At 71.7% G+C, this 13,957-nt stretch carries 16 protein-coding genes; 10 read left to right on the top strand and 6 right to left on the bottom strand.

What is annotated here, in order from left to right:
* Position 1: 1 nt before the first annotated feature.
* On the bottom strand, positions 2–904 hold the full coding sequence (locus tag BKE38_RS02430) for an aldose 1-epimerase family protein (protein ID WP_076955777.1): 903 nt from the start codon (positions 902–904) through the stop codon (positions 2–4).
* Between the two features lie 214 nt (positions 905–1,118).
* Between BKE38_RS02430 and BKE38_RS02425 the strand changes: the two genes are divergently transcribed.
* Positions 1,119–2,696 carry a histidine kinase famiy protein gene (locus BKE38_RS02425; protein WP_207553465.1) on the top strand — a complete coding sequence of 526 codons (1,578 nt, stop codon included), beginning with the start codon at positions 1,119–1,121 and terminating at the stop codon, positions 2,694–2,696.
* 41 nt (positions 2,697–2,737) lie between these two features.
* Here BKE38_RS02425 and acs read toward each other — a convergent pair whose 3' ends face one another.
* Positions 2,738–4,672, bottom strand: coding sequence for an acetate--CoA ligase (gene acs, locus BKE38_RS02420; RefSeq protein WP_076955775.1), 1,935 nt, complete (start codon positions 4,670–4,672; stop codon positions 2,738–2,740).
* Positions 4,673–4,838: 166 nt separating this feature from the next.
* Positions 4,839–5,189 (bottom strand): Rieske (2Fe-2S) protein, encoded by a 351-nt coding sequence (locus BKE38_RS02415; protein WP_076955774.1) that lies wholly within the window; start codon positions 5,187–5,189, stop codon positions 4,839–4,841.
* Between the two features lie 143 nt (positions 5,190–5,332).
* On the opposite strand from BKE38_RS02415, the gene BKE38_RS02410 reads away from it, so the two are divergent.
* Complete coding sequence (locus BKE38_RS02410) at positions 5,333–5,863, top strand: hypothetical protein (RefSeq protein WP_076955773.1); 531 nt, start codon at positions 5,333–5,335, stop codon at positions 5,861–5,863.
* Between the two features lie 22 nt (positions 5,864–5,885).
* Here the strand turns inward: BKE38_RS02410 and BKE38_RS02405 are convergent, their stop codons facing one another.
* On the bottom strand, positions 5,886–6,311 hold the full coding sequence (locus BKE38_RS02405) for an EVE domain-containing protein (RefSeq protein WP_076955781.1): 426 nt from the start codon (positions 6,309–6,311) through the stop codon (positions 5,886–5,888).
* 1 nt (position 6,312) lies between these two features.
* Complete coding sequence (locus BKE38_RS02400) at positions 6,313–6,606, bottom strand: YciI family protein (RefSeq protein ID WP_076955772.1); 294 nt, start codon at positions 6,604–6,606, stop codon at positions 6,313–6,315.
* A gap of 120 nt (positions 6,607–6,726) precedes the next feature.
* On the opposite strand from BKE38_RS02400, the gene ccmC reads away from it, so the two are divergent.
* The 8 genes from ccmC (at position 6,727) to BKE38_RS02365 (ending at position 13,218) form a co-directional block, all read left to right on the top strand.
* Complete coding sequence (ccmC, locus tag BKE38_RS02395; protein WP_076955780.1) at positions 6,727–7,557, top strand: heme ABC transporter permease CcmC; 831 nt, start codon at positions 6,727–6,729, stop codon at positions 7,555–7,557.
* 34 nt (positions 7,558–7,591) lie between these two features.
* Positions 7,592–7,738 (top strand): hypothetical protein, encoded by a 147-nt coding sequence (locus BKE38_RS31735; protein ID WP_165694093.1) that lies wholly within the window; start codon positions 7,592–7,594, stop codon positions 7,736–7,738.
* Positions 7,739–7,740: 2 nt separating this feature from the next.
* Positions 7,741–8,265, top strand: coding sequence for a cytochrome c maturation protein CcmE (gene ccmE / locus BKE38_RS02390; protein ID WP_076955779.1), 525 nt, complete (start codon positions 7,741–7,743; stop codon positions 8,263–8,265).
* Complete coding sequence (locus tag BKE38_RS02385; protein ID WP_076955771.1) at positions 8,262–10,223, top strand: heme lyase CcmF/NrfE family subunit; 1,962 nt, start codon at positions 8,262–8,264, stop codon at positions 10,221–10,223. Before ccmE ends, BKE38_RS02385 begins: the two co-directional genes overlap by 4 nt.
* Positions 10,223–10,792, top strand: a complete 570-nt coding sequence (locus tag BKE38_RS02380) for a DsbE family thiol:disulfide interchange protein (RefSeq protein WP_367595147.1) — start codon at positions 10,223–10,225, stop codon at positions 10,790–10,792. Before BKE38_RS02385 ends, BKE38_RS02380 begins: the two co-directional genes overlap by 1 nt.
* Entirely contained in the window at positions 10,792–11,289 is a 498-nt protein-coding gene (locus BKE38_RS02375) for a cytochrome c-type biogenesis protein (RefSeq protein WP_076955770.1), read from the top strand. Before BKE38_RS02380 ends, BKE38_RS02375 begins: the two co-directional genes overlap by 1 nt.
* The gene (gene ccmI / locus BKE38_RS02370) at positions 11,286–12,086 is read left to right on the top strand and encodes a c-type cytochrome biogenesis protein CcmI (RefSeq protein ID WP_076955769.1); all 801 of its coding nucleotides are present in this window, start codon (positions 11,286–11,288) and stop codon (positions 12,084–12,086) included. Before BKE38_RS02375 ends, ccmI begins: the two co-directional genes overlap by 4 nt.
* Positions 12,087–12,462: 376 nt before the next feature.
* On the top strand, positions 12,463–13,218 hold the full coding sequence (locus tag BKE38_RS02365) for a DUF1194 domain-containing protein (protein ID WP_083747246.1): 756 nt from the start codon (positions 12,463–12,465) through the stop codon (positions 13,216–13,218).
* Positions 13,219–13,273: 55 nt separating this feature from the next.
* Here BKE38_RS02365 and BKE38_RS02360 read toward each other — a convergent pair whose 3' ends face one another.
* Complete coding sequence (locus BKE38_RS02360) at positions 13,274–13,696, bottom strand: DUF3775 domain-containing protein (RefSeq protein ID WP_076955767.1); 423 nt, start codon at positions 13,694–13,696, stop codon at positions 13,274–13,276.
* Between the last annotated feature and the right edge of the window lie 261 nt (positions 13,697–13,957).

The raw sequence follows: 13,957 nt of genomic DNA, 5'->3' as shown, positions 1-13,957 counted from the left end.
ACTATCCCCCCGGCGGGGGTTTGGGGGCGGAGCCCCCATGCTTGATTTCCATGGACCATTGGAAGCTTCGTTGCGCATTGGGCGCGATGTGCATGATGTCCGGCTTGTCGTTGAACTCGCCGTCCCAGGCTTTGGGGCTGCTCATCCCTGACCAGGGTTCGATGCAGAGGAAGTCGGCCCCTTCCGGCTTCGACCAGAGGCCGAGGTCGGTATAGCCTTCCCATTCCATGAGCAGCGCGGTGCCGTCGGGTGCTGCGTAGCGGACCGCCCGGCTGGCGACGCCCGGCAGGATCAGGGCATCGCGCTCGAACAGCGCCTCGTTCAGCGCGAGCTCCCGGCCGGTGACCGGATTCGGCTCGGGGTAGCCGAGCAGCCCGCCCTCCAGCCGCAGCGACGGCCCGGTTTCCTCGTGGGCGAAGGTCAGGCGGTGGGCGTCCTTGGCGGCGCCCTCGACGAGCGGCCAGCGGAAGGCAGGATGCGCGCCGAAGCTGCAGGGCAGCGGGACACTGCCGGTGTTGGCGATCTGGCTGCGGACGGCGAGGCGGCCGCCGGTGATGCGGTATTCCACCTCCAGGGCGAAGGCGAAGGGGTAGAGGGCGCGGCTTTCGGCGTCGTCGACCAGGCGCAGGCGGCAGCGATCGGCCTCGCGCGATGCCCAAGCGAAGCGGCGGTCGCGGGCGAAGCCGTGCTGGGTCATGCGATAGCTTTTCCCCGCATGGCGCAGGGTGTCGCCCGGCAGCCGGCCGACGATGGGGAAGAGCAGCGGCGCGTGGCGGCGCCAGGCCGGGCCGGCCTGCCAGAGATATTCGCCGCCGCCCCCATCGCGCAGGCTGACGAGCTCGGCGCCGGCCGCCTGGATGGTGGCGGAAAGGGCGCCGCCGGCGATGCGGTGGCGGTCGGTCATGGCTGGCGCCGCGGCGTGATGGACATCGGTTCCAATTCTCCTTGCCGCGGTCGGGCTGTCGCGCTCAAGAATGCCGGTAACCGCGCGTTCATCAATGGGTGAGACAGGTGAGACGCGCCGGCCACCGGGGGGGAGGCTGCCCATGCCAGACAGTGAACGCGCCCGTCGCCGCCGGTCGCGGCCGCCGGAGCAGGCTGCGCCCGAGCCGGAAGCGATGAGCCGTCCCGCCCCGCCGCGCTACCGCGAAATCTTCCATGCCGCCATCGAGACCACGCGGATGCCGATGGTGGTGACCGATGCCCAGGCGGAAGGGCATCCGATCATCTATGCCAACAACGCCTTCCTGCGGATGACCGGCTATGACCCGGCCGAGGTGCTGGGGCGCAACTGCCGCTTCCTGCAGGGGCCGGAGACCGACCGGGCGGTGCTGGGCCAGCTGCGCCGCGCCATCGCCGAGGAGCGGGAGATCGCCCTCGAGATCCTGAACTACCGCAAGAACGGGTCGAGCTTCTGGAACGCGCTGTTCGTCTCGCCGGTCTATGACGAGCAGGGGGAGCTCGCCTACTATTTCGGCTCGCAGCTGGATGTCAGCCGCAGGCGGGATGCCGAGGATGCGCTGCGCCAGGCGCAGAAGATGGAGGCGCTGGGCCAGCTGACCGGCGGCATCGCGCATGACTTCAACAACCTGCTGCAGGTGATGCAGGGCTATCTGGAGCTGATCGCCGTCGGGCTGGACAAGCCCGAGCCGGAGCGCGAGCGGCTGAAGCGGGCGCTGGAGCATGTGCGCGGTGCCGCCAACCGGGCCGGGCAGCTGACGCAGCAATTGCTGGCCTTCGCGCGCAAGCAGCAGCTGGATGGCCGCCCGCTCAGCCTGAACAGCCTGGTCGAGGGGATGCGCGACCTGGCCGGGCGGACGCTGGGGGATGCGGTGGCGCTGCGGCTGCGGCCGGGATCGGGGCTCTGGGCCTGCCGGCTGGACCCGACCCAGGCGGAGCTGGCGCTGCTGAACCTGCTGATCAATGCGCGCGACGCCATGGTGCCGGGGCGCGGCGCCGAGGTCGGCATCGCCACCGCCAATCTGGAGCTGGATGCCCCGGGCGCCGCCCAGTTCAACACCGAGCTGAAGCCCGGGCCCTATGTGCTGCTGGAGGTGTCCGACAATGGCTGCGGCATGGCGCCGGCGGTGATGGCGCGCGTGCTGGACCCCTTCTTCACCACCAAGGAGGAGGGCAAGGGCACCGGGCTCGGCCTGTCCATGGTCTATGGCTTCGTGCGGCAGTCGGGCGGGGGTTTAAGGCTGCGCTCGGTCGAGGGCGAGGGCACGGTGCTGCAGCTGGTCTTCCCGGCGCTGGCGGAGGAGGCGCGGCCAGCCGCCCCGCGCAGCCTGCCGGCGGTGGAGAGCCAGGGCCACGAGACCATCCTGCTGGTCGAGGACCGCGCCGACGTGGCGGGGCTGGCGCAGGAGATCCTGGAGGATTTCGGCTATCGCGTGCTGCGCGCCGCCGAGGCGGAGGAGGCGCTGGCGGTGCTGGACGGGGCGCAGGGCATCGACCTGCTGTTCTCCGACCTGGTGATGCCGGGGCGGATGAACGGGGTGATGCTGGCGCGGGAGGCGCGGCGGCGGCGGCCGCGGCTGAAGGTGCTGCTGACCACCGGCTATGCCGAGGCCGCCACGGCCGAGGGGCAGGATGGCCGCCCGCTGGAATTCGAGGTGATCGGCAAGCCTTACGGAAGGCTGGAGCTCAGCCGCAAGGTGCGCCTGATCCTGGACGGGCCGAACGGCGTTTCCTGACGGTCCCGGGGGGCGGCGCGCGCCACCCCCCGGAGCGTGGTTCAGCCGACCTTGTTGCCGATCAGCTCCTGCACGACGGTCGGATCGGCCAGGGTCGAAATATCGCCGAGGCTGTCGGTCTCATTGGCGGCGATCTTGCGCAGGATGCGGCGCATGATCTTGCCCGAGCGGGTCTTGGGCAGGCCCGGCGCCCATTGGATGGCGTCCGGCGAGGCGATCGGCCCGATCTCCTTGCGCACCCAGGTGACCAGCTCCTTCTTCAGCGCGTCGGTCGGCTCTTCGCCGGTCTTCAGGGTGACATAGGCGTAGATGCCCTGGCCCTTGATCTCGTGCGGCATGCCGACGACGGCGGCCTCGGCGACCTTCGGGTGGGCGACGAGGGCGCTTTCGATCTCGGCGGTGCCCATGCGGTGGCCGGAGACGTTCAGCACGTCGTCGACCCGGCCGGTGATCCAGTAATAGCCATCCGCATCCCGCCGGGCGCCATCACCCGAGAAATACTTGCCCGGAAACGTCGAGAAATAGGTCTGGATGAAGCGGTCGTGGTCGCGGAAGACGGTGCGCATCTGGCCGGGCCAGCTGTCGAGGATGACCAGGTTGCCCTCGGTCGCGCCCTCCAGCACCGTGCCGTCATTGTCGACCAGGCCGGGCTGAACGCCGGGCAGCGGCAGGGTGGCCGAGCCGGGCTTCTGGTCGACGGCGCCGGGCAGCGGCGAGATCAGGATGCCGCCGGTCTCGGTCTGCCACCAGGTGTCGACCACCGGGCAGCGCTCGTCGCCGACGACGCGGTAATACCACATCCAGGCTTCCGGGTTGATCGGCTCGCCGACGCTGCCGAGGACGCGCAGCGACTTGCGCGACCACTTCTTCACCGGCGCCTCGCCTTCCCGCATCAGGCTGCGGATGGCGGTGGGGGCGGTGTAGAAGATGTTCACCTGGTGCTTGTCGACCACCTGCCAGCAGCGGTCGATGCCGGGCCAGTTGGGCACGCCCTCGAACATCAGCGTGGTCGCGCCGTTCGCCAGCGGGCCATAGACGATATAGGTGTGGCCGGTGACCCAGCCGACATCGGCGGTGCACCAGTAGATCTCGCCCGGGCGGTAGTCGAAGACATGCTCATGGGTGAAGCCGGCCCAGACCATGTAGCCGCCGGTGGTGTGCAGCACGCCCTTCGGCTTGCCGGTCGAGCCGCTGGTGTAGAGGATGAACAGCGGGTCCTCGGCGCTCATCGGCTCCGGCGGGCAGGTGGGTTCGGCGGCGGCGCAGAGCTCGTGGTACCAGAGGTCGCGGCCTTCCTGCATGGCCACCGCATTGCCGGTGTTCCTGACCACGATGACGTGCTTGACCGTCGGGCAGGATTTCATCGCCTCGTCGGCATTGGCTTTCAGCGGCACGGTGCGGCCGCCGCGGCGGCCCTCGTCGGCGGTGATGACCAGCACGCTGTCGCAATCCTGCACGCGGCTGGCCAGGCTGTCGGGGCTGAAGCCGCCGAAGACCACCGAATGCACGGCGCCGATGCGGGCGCAGGCCAGCATGGCCACCGCCGCCTCGACGATCATCGGCAGGTACAGGCTGACCCGGTCGCCCTTCTGCACGCCCAGCTTGCGCATGGCGTTGGACAGGCGGCAGACCCGCTCATGCAGGTCGCGATAGGTCACCTTGGCGTCGACGCTGGGGTCGTCGCCCTCCCAGATGATGGCGGTCTGGTCGCCGCGCTCGGCCAGATGCCGGTCCAGGCAGGAGACGGAGGCGTTCAGCACGCCATCCTCGAACCAGCGGATCGAGACGTCGCCGGTGAAGCTGGTGTTCTTGATCTTGGTCGGCGGCGTCATCCAATCGATGCGCTTGGCTTCCTCGCGCCAGAAGCCTTCCGGGTCCTTGCGGGCCGCCTCGGTCATGCTGCGATGGCGCGCGGCATCGATCTTCGCCCCGGCCGCCAGTTCGGGCTTCACTGCGATCAGCGCATCATCGGCCATGGTCCGTCCCTCCGCTCGGCGCCCGGGCCCGGGCAGGGCGGCGCCGCTTTGTTCGAGGCCCATTGGGACAAGGCGGCAGCATGCCCGTCAAGGGGGCGGCGGCGGATGACCGGCACCGGTCACGCATACACTGTCTTCAAATCGCTACAGTTTCAGGCGCCCTTGCTTAAGCACCGGCATCCAGGGGAACCCAGACCTGGCCCTGGTCGTCGATCCGGGCCGGCACCTGCTCCAGGCTGTCGCCGGCGCAGGGGCCGGCGGTGCAGAAGCCGTCCTCGATGCGGAAATAGGCGCCATGCACGGCGCAGACGATGCGCTTTCCCTGCCCGTCCAGGAAGCGGTCCGGCACCATGTCGAGCGGCACGCCGATATGGGGGCAGGAATTGACGAAGACATGCACCGCCCCGCCCTGGCGGACGGCGAACAGCCCGATGAAGCTGCCATTGGGGCCCGGAAAGCCCTTCGACTTGCCGTCCACGATGTCTTCCAGGCGGCAAAGCAGGCGTTCGTCGGACATGGATCGATGCGGTAGGGCAGGCGCCGGCCGCGATCAAGCCGGCAGCCTTCGCCGCGCGCCGCGCGTTGTGCCCTTTACGATTTGGTCACCTTTTCCGCCCCACCATGAGGCTGCCGCCTTTCCGGCCAGCAGGACACCGAAGCATGCGCCCCTTCGCCGCCGCCGCCGTTGCGCTGACCGCCGCCCTGCTGGCGTCGGGGGCGGCGCTCGCCCAGGGGAGCATCCTGAACGGCCCGCGCGATCCGGCCTTCGGCAACCAGGGCTACGGCAACCAGGCGCCGCCGCAGGGCTATGGCGGCCAGGGCTACAACCCGCGCGGCTACGGCGCCCAGGGCTATGGCGCCCAGGGCTATCGGCCGCAGCCCTTCCAGGAGCAGCAGGGCGGGCGCACCAACTATTACGGGGCGGATGGAAGGCTGCAGGGCTCGACCGAGCGCTCGGCCGGCGGCGGGGTGCTGCGTTCCTACGATGCCGACGGGCGCTATCTCGGGCGGCAGGACATTCCGCGCGGCCAGGGCATGCCGGGCCGCCCGACCCAGCCGGGCAACGGCAACCAGCCCGGGGTGCAGGTCTATGTCGATCCGGGCCCGCTGATGACCCAGCCGCCGGCGCAGCCGCAGGACCCGGCGCCGCGCCACAACACCCCCTGGTTCGGCGACCGCAACCGGCGCTGAACGCCCCGGCTGCGGCCGACCGTCACTTCGCCAGCTTGGCCGGCACGCCGCCCATCCGGCAGAGCAGCGCCCAGTGCTCCTCGGAGATCGGCATCACCGACAGGCGCGACTGGCGGATCAGGCCGATCTCGGCGAGTTCGGGGGTCGCCTTGATCGTCGCCAGCGTCACCGGCTGCGGCACCGGGCCCAGCGCCTTCATGTCGGTGCAGACCCAGCGCCCGGTCTCGTCGGAAGGGTCGGGATAGGCCTCGCGGGCCACCTCGACGATGCCGACGATCTCCTTGCCGATGTTCGAATGGTAGAAGAAGGCGCGGTCGCCGCGGGCCATGGCCTTGAGGAAACTGGCCGCCTGATGGTTGCGCACCCCGGTCCAGGGCTCGACCTTGTTGGCCACCTGCTGGTCCCAGGAAAACGCGTCCGGCTCCGACTTGACCAGCCAGCGCGCCATCTCAGCCGACCCGCTGGCCGCCGGCATAGACCTGGCGGAAGGGGCGGATGCTGACCTTGGCGAAGAGCCCGGCCTTGGCATAGGGGTCGGCGGCGGCGAAGGCCTCGGCCGCGGCCTGGTCGGCGGCGTCCACGATCAGCACGCTGCCGCAGGGCTTACCCTCGGCATCCAGCACCGGGCCGGCCTGGACCAGCATCTCGACCTGGCTGTCCAGGTATTCCAGATGGGTCGGGCGGGTGGCCAGGCGCAGCTCGAGGGCGGCGGGCTTGTCCTCGCAGACGATGGCGAACAGCATGGGCGGGTTCCTCTCCGTGTCGCGGGCGGCACAGTTCTGTGCGACGCCAGGCTGTGTCATGACGTAACCGCGTGCGGCGACGGCTTCAATCCTCGGCCCACTGGGCCTAGTTTGCCGGCCGTGAGCAGCACCCCCCCCGCGCCCCGCCCGGCGCCCCGTTCCGCTTCGCTCTCCGCCGCGTCCCCGCGCGCCGGCGGCGGCCTGCATCGCTTCGCCAATCCCGGCCGCTTCCTGCGGATGACCGAGCGCGTCCTGCCCTGGCTCTGGGCCGCGGCGGGGCTGGTGCTCGCCGTGGGCGCCGCCTGGGCGCTGGTCTTCTCGCCGCCCGACTGGCAGCAGGGCGAGACGGTGCGCATCATGTATGTCCATGTCCCGATGGCCTGGCTGGCCATGGGCGGCTACCTCGGCCTCGCCATCGCCTCGCTGATGTCGCTGATCTGGCGGCATCCGCTGGCCGATCTCGCGGCGCGGGAGCTGTCGCCGGTCGGCGCCATGGTGACGGCGCTGTGCCTGGCCACCGGCAGCCTCTGGGGCCGGCCGATGTGGGGCACCTGGTGGGCCTGGGACGCGCGGATGACCTCGGTCCTGGTGCTGTTCTTCCTCTGGGTCGGGCATGCGGCGCTGGTCCGCGCCTTCGACGAGGAAGAACGCGGGGCGCGCGCGGCGGCAATCCTAGCGCTGATCGGCGCGGTGAACCTGCCGGTGATCAAGTGGAGCGTCGACTGGTTCAACACCCTGCACCAGTCGGCCTCGGTCACCCGGGTCGCGGCGCCGGGGCTGCATGTCGACATTCTTTATCCGCTGCTGACCTGCGCGCTCGGCTTCTCCCTGGCCTTCGCCGCCCTGGTGCTGGCGCGCGTGCGGGCGGCGGTGATGGAGAAGCGGCTGCGGCAATTGCAGCTGGCCCAGGCCCGCCAGAACGATACGCGCCGCAATGAGGTGGCAGGATGATCCACATCATGGCGGGATCCGGGAGTAAGGCCGCATGACGCAGCATTGGTGGCATGTGGCCATTTCCTGGGCGCTGGCCGCGGCCGGCTTCGGCGTGATGGCCTGGATGGCGGCGCGCCGCCATGCGGATGCCAAGCGGCGCACCGCGCTGCTGGGCCCGCGCGAGAGGAGGCAGGGATGAGCCTGAGCCGCAAGCAGCGGCGGATGTGGCTGGTGGTGCTGGCGGGGCTCGGCCTCGGCACGGCGACCGCCCTGACGCTGACCGCCTTCCAGGACAACCTGGTCTTCTTCCTGGCCCCCTCGGACATCGCGACCAAGAACCCCGGGCCCGACCGCGCCTTCCGCCTGGGCGGGTTGGTCGAGGCCGGCAGCCTGCAGCGCCGCCAGACCAGCGACGGCCGGCCGGAGGCGCTGTTCCGCGTCACCGACGGGCCGGTCACCGTCCCCGTCAGCTATGTCGGCGTGCTGCCCGACCTGTTCCGCGAGGGCCAGGGCGTGGTGACGCTGGGCAAGCTCGGCGCCGACGGCCAGTTCCGCGCCAGCGAGGTGCTGGCCCGGCATGACGAGACCTATATGCCGCCCGAGGTCGCCGACGCGCTGAAGCGCAGCGGCCATTGGGATCCGTCCAAGGGCGCCGCCCCGCCGGCCGCGAGCTGGAACACCCTGACGCCCGGCCAGCCGGCCGCCCCGGAGCGCAGCGGCGGATGATCGCGGAACTCGGCCATTTTTCCCTCTGCCTGGCCTTCGCGCTGGCGCTGGCCCAGACAGTGCTGCCGCTCTGGGGCGCGGCGCGCGGCCATTCCCGGCTGATCGCCGCCGCGGCGCCGCTGGCGGTCGGGCAATTGCTGGCGACGGCCGCGGCCTTCGCGGCGCTGCTGGCGGCCTTCGCCGTCAACGACACCAGCGTCATCAACGTGGTGCAGAACAGCCACTCGGCCAAGCCGATGCTCTACAAGCTGGCCGGCGCCTGGGGCAACCATGAGGGCTCGATGCTGCTCTGGGTGCTGATCCTGGCGCTCTGCGGCGGCGCCGTCGCCGGCTTCGGCCGCGACCTGCCGGGGCTGCTGCGGGCGCGCGTCCTGGCGGTGCTGGGCCTGGTGGCGCTGGGTTTCCTGGCCTTCGTGCTCGCCACCTCCAACCCCTTCGGCCGGGTCTGGCCGCCGGCCGCCGACGGCCAGGGGCTGAACCCGGTGCTGCAGGATCCCGGCCTCGCCTTCCATCCGCCGCTGCTCTACCTCGGCTATGTCGGCTATGCGGTGACCTTCGCCTTCGCCGTCGCCGCCCTGCTGGAAGGCCGGGTCGACGCCGCCTGGGGCCGCTGGGTGCGGCCCTGGGCCCTGGCCGCCTGGTGCTTCCTGACGCTGGGCATCGCGCTGGGCTCCTGGTGGGCCTATTACGAGCTCGGCTGGGGCGGCTGGTGGTTCTGGGACCCGGTCGAGAACGCGTCTCTTCTTCCCTGGCTGGCCGGCAGCGCCCTGCTGCATTCCGCCATCGTCGTCGAGAAGCGCGAGGCGTTGAAGGTCTGGTCGGTGCTGCTGGCGCTGCTGGCCTTCGGCTTCTCGCTGCTGGGCACCTTCCTGGTGCGCTCGGGCGTGCTGAACTCGGTCCATGCCTTCGCCAACGACCCGGAGCGCGGCGTCTTCATCCTGTTCCTGCTGCTCTTCTATGTCGGCGGCAGCTTCTTCCTGTTTGCCTTGCGCGCGCCGTCCATGGCACCCACGGGGATGTTCGCGCCGCTGTCGCGCGAGGGCGGGCTGGTGCTGAACAACCTGCTGCTCTGCGCCATGGCCGCCGTGGTGCTGACCGGCACGCTCTGGCCGATGTTCGCCGACCTGCTGTTCCAGCAGAAGATCTCGGTGGGCCCGCCCTTCTTCAACAGCGCCCTGCTGCCGCTGGCAGCACCCTTGATCGCCGCCATGGCGGCCGGTCCCATGCTGGCCTGGAAGCGGGCGAAGCTGTGGCCGGTGCTGCAGCGGCTGTGGTGGACGGCGCTCGCCGCGTTCAGCGCCTTCGCCATCACCCTGGCCTATGCCGGCTGGCGCATCGGCCCGGCGCTGGGCTTCGCCGCCGCCCTGTGGCTGATCGGCGGCGCGCTGGCCGATATCGTCGAGCGCATCGCCCTGTTCCGCCGCCCCGCCGCCGCCTGGTCGCGGGCGCGCGGCCTGCCGCGGGCGGCCTGGGGGGCGGCGGTGGCGCATGCCGGGCTCGGCGTCTCGATCCTCGGCATGGCGGGGATGGGGCTGGCCACCGACCGGCTGGCCGCGGTGACCCCGGGGCAGAGCATCGCCCATGCCGGCTATGAATGGCGCCTCGACCGGGTCGAGGATGTCATCGGCCCGAACTGGACCGCCCGCCGCGCCACCGTCACCGTGCTGCGGAACAATGCCGTGGTCACCGTGCTGACGCCGGAGCGCCGCTTCTTCCCCGTCGGCCGGATGAACACCACGGAGGCCGCCATCCGCACTTCGGTCGGCGGCGATCTCTATGCGGTACTGGGCGAGGAGCAGAACGGCCAGGCGGTGCTGCGCGTCCACGACAATCCGCTGGCGCCCTGGATCTGGCTGGGCGCCGCCATCATGGCGCTGGGCGGGGCGCTGTCGCTGTCCGACCGCCGGGTGCGCGTCGCCGCCCCCGCCCCCCGCGCCGCCGCCGGCGTGAAGGTCTGATGCCGATGGCCACCACCTCCCGACGCCTGCTGATGCTGGCCCCGCTCGGCCTGGCCGCGGCCGGCGGCGCCGGCTTCTACGCCATGCTGCGCGGCATGGGCACGGGCAGCTACGACCCCAAGGGCGTGCCCAGCGTGCTGGTCGGCAAGCCGGCCCCCGCCTTCGTGCTGCCGGCCCTCGACGAGGCGGGTGTCCCCGGCCTCGAGGATGCGGCGCTGCGCGACCTGCCGGCGCCGGTGCTGGTGAATTTCTGGGCCAGCTGGTGCGTGCCCTGCATCGTCGAGCACCCGCAGCTGATGACCCTGGCCCGCGAGGGCGTGCCCGTCTTCGGCATCAACTACAAGGACAAGCCGGCCGATGCGGCGGCCTTCCTGGCGCGGCGCGGCAATCCCTTCCTGCGGCTGGGCCGCGACGAGCCGGGGCGGGTCGCCATCGACTGGGGCGTCTATGGCGTGCCGGAGACCTATGTGCTGGACCGCAAAGGCATCATCCGCTGGCGCTGGCCCGGGCCGGTGACGCCCGAGGTCCTGCAGCAGGACATCCGCCCGCTGCTGCGGCGGCACGCCTGATGCTGCGCCGCCTGACCCTGGTCGCGGCCTTGCTGGCCGGCCCCGCCTTCGCTGTCGGCCCCGCCTTCGCCGTCGGCCTGCCCTCTGAAATGTTGCAGGACCCCGCGCAGGAGGCCCGCGCCCGCGAGATCGGCCGCGAGCTGCGCTGCCTGGTCTGCCAGAACCAGTCGATCGAGGACAGCGAGGCCGGCCTCGCCCGCGACCTGCGCCGCATCGTGCGCGAGCGGGTGGCCGCCGGCGAGAGCGACGCCCAGGTGGTCGCCTTCGTGCATGACCGCTACGGCGACTTCGTGCTGCTGCGGCCGCCCTTCAACGCGGTGACCGCGGTGCTCTGGGGCGCGCCGCTGCTGGCGCTGGGCGGCGGCGTGCTGGCGATCGTGTTGTCGCGGCGGCGGATGCGCGGCGCGCTGGTGGCCGAGGCGCCGCCGCTCTCGCCCGAGGAGCGCGCCCGCTTGGCGGCGCTCGAGCATTCAGAAGAAGACAAGCGCACCTCATGATCTGGCTGATGTTCCTTGGGCTGGCGGCGCTGGCGCTGGCGCCGCTCGGCTGGACGCTGTTCCGCCCCGCCCGGCTGCGCGGCCGGCAGGAGGCCGACCTGGCGCTGTACCGCGCCCAGCTGGCCGAGCTGGACCGCGAGGCGGCGATCGGCCGCCTGGCCCCCGAGGCGCATCGCGCCGCGACGGTCGAGGTGCAGCGCCGCCTGCTGGCTGCCCCCGGGGCCGCCGCGTCGGAACCCGCCGGCAGCAGCCGCAGCGCCGCCTTCCTGGCCGCGGTGCTGTTCCTGGCCCCGGCCGGCGGGCTCGGGATCTATCTGTGGCGCGGCCAGCCGGAGATCCCGGCGGCGCCCTATGTCGAGCGCCAGGCGGCGGCGGCGCGCGACGATGCGCTGCTCGGCCAGCTGCGGGCGCGGCTGGCCCAGGCCCCGGCGGGCGCCGAGTCGACGCGGCAGGGCTGGATCCTGCTGGGCAATGCCGAGCGCGGCCGCGGCCGGGCCGAGGCGGCGATCGAGGCCTGGGAGCGGGCGCTGGCGCTGCGCTTCGAGGGGCCGCTGGCGGCCGAGCTCGCCGAGCTGCAGATCACCCAGGGCGCGGTCGAGCCGGCGCAGCGGCTGCTGGCCCGCGCCCTGCTGGAAGCCCCGAAGGAGCCGCGGCTGCGCTACCTCTCCGGCCTGGCCGAGGCCGAGGCCGGGCGCCCGGCCAGTGCGCGCAGCACCTGGCGCGCGCTGCTGGACGAGGCGCCGGCCGACGCCCCCTGGCGCGGCGTGGTCGAGCGCCGACTGCGCGAGCTGCCCTGATACAGCGCCAGCGGCGCGAGCTGCCCTGACATTGCGCCGGCTGCGCGAGCTGCCCTGATCACGTGGCAGGCTTCTCGCCGCTAAAACACGGTCGACATCGGCCTGCCACACAAGAAGTTTGCCCGGAGCCGTGCCGGGCCGCGCGTTATTTTACGCATCCGCCATTCCTGCGGGCCTAGGCTTTCCGCCTGGGTCCGGATGCCTGCCCGCGCCGACCCCCTGGCCGCCGGCGCAGCCCGTCCTGGCGGCGGGGAAGCGCGCCGCGGCGCTGCCGGCCCGGCCCGATGCTTCCAGCAGGAAGCCCGGGGTGAGGGCAGAAGGTCCGGCGGCGGCGCAGGCGGAGCCGCGCTGCCGGCGGCGGGGCAGGAGGTCTCGGATGCGGCGACGTTCCTTGCTGGCGGCGGGTGGCTTGGCGACGACGACAGGATGGATGGCCGGCGCGGGGCTGCTGCTGCCGCCGACGCCGGCGCGGGCGACCGAGGCGGTCGACGTGCTGCTGGTGCTGGCGGTCGATGTCTCCCGCTCGGTGGACGAGGATGAGGCGAAGCTGCAGCGCGAAGGCTATCGCGCCGCCATGACCGATCCGCGGGTGGTCGAGGCGGTGCGCGGCGGCGCCATGGGCGGCATCGCGGTGACCTATGTCGAATGGGCCGGCGCCGAATACCAGCGGCAGCTGCTGCCCTGGACCCGCATCGCCAGCCAGGGGGAGGCTGACAGCTGGTCGGCGGCGCTGGCCGAGGCGCCGCGCGCCTCGCTGTCCTGGACCTCGATCTCGGGCGCGATCGATTTCAGCCTGCGGATGCTGGCCGAGGCGCCCTTCGAGGCGACGCGGCGGGTGATCGACGTCTCGGGCGACGGGGTGAACAATTCCGGCGCGCCGGTGGAGCAGCTGCGCGATCAGGCGGTGGCGCAGGGCGTGGTGATCAACGGCCTGCCGATCCTGAACGACCGTCCCAGCTTCGGCCGCCGTCCGGCGCTGCCGCTCGACCAGTATTACGCCGAATCGGTGATCGGCGGCGACGGCGCCTTCCTGGTGGCGGCGGAGGATTTCGAGGCCTTCGGCATGGCGGTGCGCCGCAAGCTGATCCGCGAGATCGCCAACCTGTCCGGGCCGGTCCGCGAATACGCCTGAGGCAGCCCAGGCGAGGAAAGGCCGGGGCCCTTGCCGGACCCCGGCGGTCAGCGCCTCAGCGCTCGATCTCCTCGATCGAGGCGCCGAAGGCGGCCAGGCCCTCGGCCAGCAGGTCGCCGGCCATGTCCATGCCCAGCAGGTAGCCGGCGGTGTCGCCGCCGGCGGCGCCGCGCTCCTTGGCCAGGCGCAGGGCCTCTTCCCATTCCTCGGCCTCGTAGTCGCCGCGGCCGATCCAGGCCAGGGCGACGAGGGCGGCCTGCTCGTCCTCGTTCATCTCCTCGATGAAGGCGGAGAGGGTGTCCTCGTCGAAATCCGCGTCGCTGTCGTCCTCGTCGCCATCGCCATCGTCATCATCCTCGGCATCCGGCTCGTCATCCTGGATGGCGCGGATATGGTCGACCACGGTGGCGACCGCCTCCAGGCTGATGCCCAGGTCGAACTCGCCGTCGTCATCCTCGTCGCGGGACGTGTCGCTCATCGGGGGGGTCTCCTCCTCTGCCTCCAGGCTACGGCAACGCGAAGAGCGCAGGCCAGCCCGCAGTTGCAAAAAAGCTTTTGTGTTAAGTCGATGCTCAGCCTTCTGCGCAACGATGCTGAGCCAGCCTCGTTGAATGTGCATGCACCGAAATCTGATCCTCCCCCTGCTGGGGCTGGTCGTGATCGGAGCATCGGCTACGGCGCCGACAGCCCCCGCATCGTCGACCGACCACCAGATCCATGCCGACGGCCTCCCCCAGGC

Source organism: Teichococcus deserti (assembly GCF_001982615.1).
Taxonomy (GTDB): Bacteria; Pseudomonadota; Alphaproteobacteria; order Acetobacterales; family Acetobacteraceae; genus Pseudoroseomonas; species Pseudoroseomonas deserti.
Note: the sequence above shows the minus strand (reverse complement) of the source record. Positions and strands in the feature narration are given on the sequence as shown.

Coding starts and splice junctions, on each gene's coding strand:
- BKE38_RS02375 (WP_076955770.1), top strand. CDS start 10,792: ATGCTGCGCCGCCTGACCCTGGTCGCGGCCTTGCTGGCCGGCCCCGCC.
- BKE38_RS02415 (WP_076955774.1), bottom strand. CDS start 5,189: ATGTCCGACGAACGCCTGCTTTGCCGCCTGGAAGACATCGTGGACGGC.
- acs (WP_076955775.1), bottom strand. CDS start 4,672: ATGGCCGATGATGCGCTGATCGCAGTGAAGCCCGAACTGGCGGCCGGG.
- BKE38_RS02385 (WP_076955771.1), top strand. CDS start 8,262: ATGATCGCGGAACTCGGCCATTTTTCCCTCTGCCTGGCCTTCGCGCTG.
- BKE38_RS02425 (WP_207553465.1), top strand. CDS start 1,119: ATGAGCCGTCCCGCCCCGCCGCGCTACCGCGAAATCTTCCATGCCGCC.
- BKE38_RS02405 (WP_076955781.1), bottom strand. CDS start 6,311: ATGGCGCGCTGGCTGGTCAAGTCGGAGCCGGACGCGTTTTCCTGGGAC.
- BKE38_RS02410 (WP_076955773.1), top strand. CDS start 5,333: ATGCGCCCCTTCGCCGCCGCCGCCGTTGCGCTGACCGCCGCCCTGCTG.
- BKE38_RS02430 (WP_076955777.1), bottom strand. CDS start 904: ATGACCGACCGCCACCGCATCGCCGGCGGCGCCCTTTCCGCCACCATC.
- ccmI (WP_076955769.1), top strand. CDS start 11,286: ATGATCTGGCTGATGTTCCTTGGGCTGGCGGCGCTGGCGCTGGCGCCG.
- BKE38_RS02400 (WP_076955772.1), bottom strand. CDS start 6,606: ATGCTGTTCGCCATCGTCTGCGAGGACAAGCCCGCCGCCCTCGAGCTG.
- BKE38_RS02380 (WP_367595147.1), top strand. CDS start 10,223: ATGCCGATGGCCACCACCTCCCGACGCCTGCTGATGCTGGCCCCGCTC.
- BKE38_RS31735 (WP_165694093.1), top strand. CDS start 7,592: ATGACGCAGCATTGGTGGCATGTGGCCATTTCCTGGGCGCTGGCCGCG.
- BKE38_RS02360 (WP_076955767.1), bottom strand. CDS start 13,696: ATGAGCGACACGTCCCGCGACGAGGATGACGACGGCGAGTTCGACCTG.
- BKE38_RS02365 (WP_083747246.1), top strand. CDS start 12,463: ATGCGGCGACGTTCCTTGCTGGCGGCGGGTGGCTTGGCGACGACGACA.